Genomic DNA, 3,520 nt, shown 5'->3' with positions numbered 1-3,520 from the left:
TCACAGTGGCCTCCGCCAGGAGGTCAAATCGCCTTACTACTGTGGAAGTGGAGGTTCCGTAGACCTCTGCGGTCTCTTTGAAGGTCTTCCCCTTAATACTGCGGATCTTAATGGCTTGGTTCAGCTCAACCGAAATACGCTGGTATCGGTCGACAAAGGGGTTGCGTTCCACAAACTTCTTTCCACACTGACAAGCATAGCGGCGCTTCTTATAGAAAAGCAGCGTCTGTCTTTCAAATAGCTTTAAATGCTTAATTTTCTGTATCCGATAGTCRTGGATTTTCACCGTTGATGTCCCACAAATCGGACAAACATGGGCTTTAACAGGCATCTCTACATGTATGCGAAGCTTCTCTTCCACTTCCTCCATTGATAGAACCACTACTTCTTCAAATCCAGGCAACTTTATGTTAGAATTCATTATGCACGTATCTCCAATCTATACTTGTTTCTCGACAACTCAAGTATAAAAGACTGGATGATTACGTGCATTTTTTATGTCTCAATTTGTGTAGGAACCCCAACATTTAGTATAGAGCCGAAAGAAAAAATGCATACAAAAAAGCTGCCAGCATGATGCTGACAGCTTTTTTGTATGACCCCTACGGGATTCGAACCCGTGTTACCGCCGTGAAAGGGCGGTGTCTTAACCGCTTGACCAAGGGGCCTTATGGCGGAGAAGGAGGGATTTGAACCCTCGCGCCGGTTGCCCGACCTACACCCTTAGCAGGGGCGCCTCTTCAGCCACTTGAGTACTTCCCCATATTGGCTCCGCAGGCAGGACTCGAACCTGCGACCGTTCGGTTAACAGCCGAATGCTCTACCACTGAGCTACTGCGGAATGGTGGGCCTAAATGGACTCGAACCATCGACCTCACGCTTATCAGGCGTGCGCTCTAACCAGCTGAGCTATAGGCCCACTTTGGAGCGGGTGATGGGAATCGAACCCACGACATCAGCTTGGAAGGCTGAGGTTTTACCATTAAACTACACCCGCAATTTTATGGGGCGACTGATGGGAATCGAACCCACGAATGTCGGAACCACAATCCGATGCGTTAACCACTTCGCCACAATCGCCACTGTTCAATGCTATTAGATAAAATAATAAATGGTGGCTCAGGACGGAATCGAACCGCCGACACAAGGATTTTCAGTCCTTTGCTCTACCGACTGAGCTACTGAGCCATACCGTGTATTGATTTTTCAAGATAAAAATGGCGGTCCCGACGGGAATCGAACCCGCGATCTCCTGCGTGACAGGCAGGCATGTTAACCGCTACACCACGGGACCAGGTATTGCGGGGGCAGGATTTGAACCTGCGACCTTCGGGTTATGAGCCCGACGAGCTACCGGACTGCTCCACCCCGCGACAATAAAAGTATAATTTTGCTTCGTTCCTGAATCTTTCCTGCTTAAAGTTCTTTTAAAAATATAATGGAGGAGGTAGAGGGATTCGAACCCCCGCGCGGTGTTACCCGCCTGTCGGTTTTCAAGACCGATCCCTTCAGCCAGACTTGGGTATACCTCCATATTTCAAGTAAATGGTGGACCTTGTAGGACTCGAACCTACGACCGGACGGTTATGAGCCGTCTGCTCTAACCAGCTGAGCTAAAGGTCCTTAATTTGGTAGCGGCGGAGGGGATCGAACCCCCGACCTCACGGGTATGAACCGTACGCTCTAGCCAGCTGAGCTACACCGCCAAATCAAGTATTCTCATAAGGTTATATGGTGGAGCCTAGCGGGATCGAACCGCTGACCTCCTGCGTGCAAAGCAGGCGCTCTCCCAGCTGAGCTAAGGCCCCATATAATTCAAAAGTGGTCGGGAAGACAGGATTCGAACCTGCGACCCCTTGGTCCCAAACCAAGTGCTCTACCAAGCTGAGCTACTCCCCGTCATGTAAATGATAAGCGTCGAATCTCTTCAGTGCTTCCTTATTCACATCATCCTGCACATGGCAGTCAGGTGTTCACTCGTTGGCTTATATTCTTGCTTTCATTACATTAATAGTATGGCGCGCCCGAAAGGAGTCGAACCCATAACCTTCTGATCCGTAGTCAGACGCTCTATCCAATTGAGCTACGGGCGCATAATAAAGTGATGTAAATGGTGCCGAGGACCGGAATCGAACCGGTACGGTAGTCACCTACCGCAGGATTTTAAGTCCTGTGCGTCTGCCAGTTCCGCCACCCCGGCAATCTCTGGAGCGGAAGACGGGATTCGAACCCGCGACCCCCACCTTGGCAAGGTGATGTTCTACCACTGAACTACTTCCGCATATAAAATTGGTGCGGGTGAAGGGAGTCGAACCCCCACGCCTTGCGGCGCCAGATCCTAAGTCTGGTGCGTCTGCCAATTCCGCCACACCCGCATAATTCATTGTTAGAGATTGAATGGTGAGCCATGAAGGACTCGAACCTTCGACCCTCTGATTAAAAGTCAGATGCTCTACCGACTGAGCTAATGGCTCATGTGAAACTGGTGCCGGCTAGAGGACTTGAACCCCCAACCTACTGATTACAAGTCAGTTGCTCTACCAATTGAGCTAAACCGGCAATTATGGTGGAGGATGACGGGATCGAACCGCCGACCCTCTGCTTGTAAGGCAGATGCTCTCCCAGCTGAGCTAATCCTCCATATTAAAGCCCGGCAGCGTCCTACTCTCACAGGAGGAGAACCTCCAACTACCATCGGCGCTGAGAAGCTTAACTTCCGTGTTCGGTATGGGAACGGGTGTGACCTTCTCGCTATCGCCACCAGACTATTTTTTCAAGACAAGTATTATTATATCATCTTGTTTTTGTTTTGCAAGGGATCTTTTGAAATTTTTCATTCCCTCAAAACTAGATAATGCAGAAGAAGAATTACTAAGCAATCAAATGTGGTTAAGTCCTCGATCTATTAGTATCTGTCAGCTCCACGTGTCGCCACGCTTCCACCTCAGACCTATCAACCTGATCATCTTTCAGGGATCTTACTAGCTTGACGCTATGGGAAATCTCATCTCGAGGGGGGCTTCATGCTTAGATGCTTTCAGCACTTATCCCTTCCGCACATAGCTACCCAGCGATGCCTTTGGCAAGACAACTGGTACACCAGCGGTGCGTCCATCCCGGTCCTCTCGTACTAAGGACAGCTCCTCTCAAATTTCCTGCGCCCACGACGGATAGGGACCGAACTGTCTCACGACGTTCTGAACCCAGCTCGCGTACCGCTTTAATGGGCGAACAGCCCAACCCTTGGGACCGACTACAGCCCCAGGATGCGATGAGCCGACATCGAGGTGCCAAACCTCCCCGTCGATGTGGACTCTTGGGGGAGATAAGCCTGTTATCCCCGGGGTAGCTTTTATCCGTTGAGCGATGGCCCTTCCATGCGGAACCACCGGATCACTAAGCCCGACTTTCGTCCCTGCTCGACTTGTAGGTCTCGCAGTCAAGCTCCCTTGTGCCTTTACACTCTGCGAATGATTTCCAACCATTCTGAGGGAACCTTTGGGCGCCTCCGTTACTTTTT

Annotated in this window: 1 protein-coding gene, 21 tRNA genes and 2 rRNA genes; all 24 read right to left on the bottom strand. The window is 50.4% G+C overall.

Annotation, left to right across the window (positions count from 1 at the left end):
• Positions 1 to 421, bottom strand: a 421-nt coding sequence (locus FZD51_RS25765; RefSeq protein WP_148977248.1) for a transposase family protein, incomplete at its 3' end; no start/stop codon positions are given.
• Positions 422 to 596: 175 nt separating this feature from the next.
• Positions 597 to 668 (bottom strand) — tRNA-Glu (locus FZD51_RS25760).
• 3 nt (positions 669 to 671) lie between these two features.
• Positions 672 to 762: transfer RNA gene (locus tag FZD51_RS25755), tRNA-Ser, on the bottom strand.
• 4 nt (positions 763 to 766) lie between these two features.
• A tRNA-Asn gene (locus tag FZD51_RS25750) sits at positions 767 to 841 on the bottom strand.
• A 1-nt stretch (position 842) separates the two neighbouring features.
• Positions 843 to 919, bottom strand: a tRNA-Ile gene (locus tag FZD51_RS25745).
• A gap of 4 nt (positions 920 to 923) precedes the next feature.
• Positions 924 to 997, bottom strand: a tRNA-Gly gene (locus tag FZD51_RS25740).
• A gap of 7 nt (positions 998 to 1,004) precedes the next feature.
• Positions 1,005 to 1,080, bottom strand: a tRNA-His gene (locus tag FZD51_RS25735).
• A 32-nt stretch (positions 1,081 to 1,112) separates the two neighbouring features.
• A tRNA-Phe gene (locus tag FZD51_RS25730) sits at positions 1,113 to 1,188 on the bottom strand.
• Between the two features lie 30 nt (positions 1,189 to 1,218).
• Positions 1,219 to 1,294 (bottom strand) — tRNA-Asp (locus tag FZD51_RS25725).
• A gap of 5 nt (positions 1,295 to 1,299) precedes the next feature.
• Positions 1,300 to 1,373 (bottom strand) — tRNA-Met (locus tag FZD51_RS25720).
• A gap of 66 nt (positions 1,374 to 1,439) precedes the next feature.
• Positions 1,440 to 1,532 (bottom strand) — tRNA-Ser (locus FZD51_RS25715).
• Between the two features lie 14 nt (positions 1,533 to 1,546).
• A tRNA-Ile gene (locus FZD51_RS25710) sits at positions 1,547 to 1,623 on the bottom strand.
• Between the two features lie 6 nt (positions 1,624 to 1,629).
• A tRNA-Met gene (locus FZD51_RS25705) sits at positions 1,630 to 1,706 on the bottom strand.
• A 26-nt stretch (positions 1,707 to 1,732) separates the two neighbouring features.
• A tRNA-Ala gene (locus FZD51_RS25700) sits at positions 1,733 to 1,808 on the bottom strand.
• Positions 1,809 to 1,822: 14 nt separating this feature from the next.
• Positions 1,823 to 1,899: transfer RNA gene (locus FZD51_RS25695), tRNA-Pro, on the bottom strand.
• Between the two features lie 117 nt (positions 1,900 to 2,016).
• A tRNA-Arg gene (locus FZD51_RS25690) sits at positions 2,017 to 2,093 on the bottom strand.
• Positions 2,094 to 2,111: 18 nt separating this feature from the next.
• Positions 2,112 to 2,200, bottom strand: a tRNA-Leu gene (locus FZD51_RS25685).
• A gap of 6 nt (positions 2,201 to 2,206) precedes the next feature.
• A tRNA-Gly gene (locus tag FZD51_RS25680) sits at positions 2,207 to 2,281 on the bottom strand.
• A 9-nt stretch (positions 2,282 to 2,290) separates the two neighbouring features.
• Positions 2,291 to 2,375 (bottom strand) — tRNA-Leu (locus FZD51_RS25675).
• A 23-nt stretch (positions 2,376 to 2,398) separates the two neighbouring features.
• Positions 2,399 to 2,474: transfer RNA gene (locus FZD51_RS25670), tRNA-Lys, on the bottom strand.
• A gap of 9 nt (positions 2,475 to 2,483) precedes the next feature.
• Positions 2,484 to 2,559 (bottom strand) — tRNA-Thr (locus FZD51_RS25665).
• Positions 2,560 to 2,564: 5 nt separating this feature from the next.
• A tRNA-Val gene (locus FZD51_RS25660) sits at positions 2,565 to 2,640 on the bottom strand.
• Positions 2,641 to 2,648: 8 nt separating this feature from the next.
• A 5S ribosomal RNA gene (rrf, locus tag FZD51_RS25655) occupies positions 2,649 to 2,765 on the bottom strand.
• A gap of 120 nt (positions 2,766 to 2,885) precedes the next feature.
• A 23S ribosomal RNA gene (locus FZD51_RS25650) occupies positions 2,886 to 3,520 on the bottom strand; the annotation flags it as partial.

The sequence above is a fragment of the Bacillus infantis genome (assembly GCF_008180445.1).
GTDB lineage: Bacteria > Bacillota > Bacilli > Bacillales > Cytobacillaceae > Bacillus_AB > Bacillus_AB infantis_B.
Note: the sequence above shows the minus strand (reverse complement) of the source record. Positions and strands in the feature narration are given on the sequence as shown.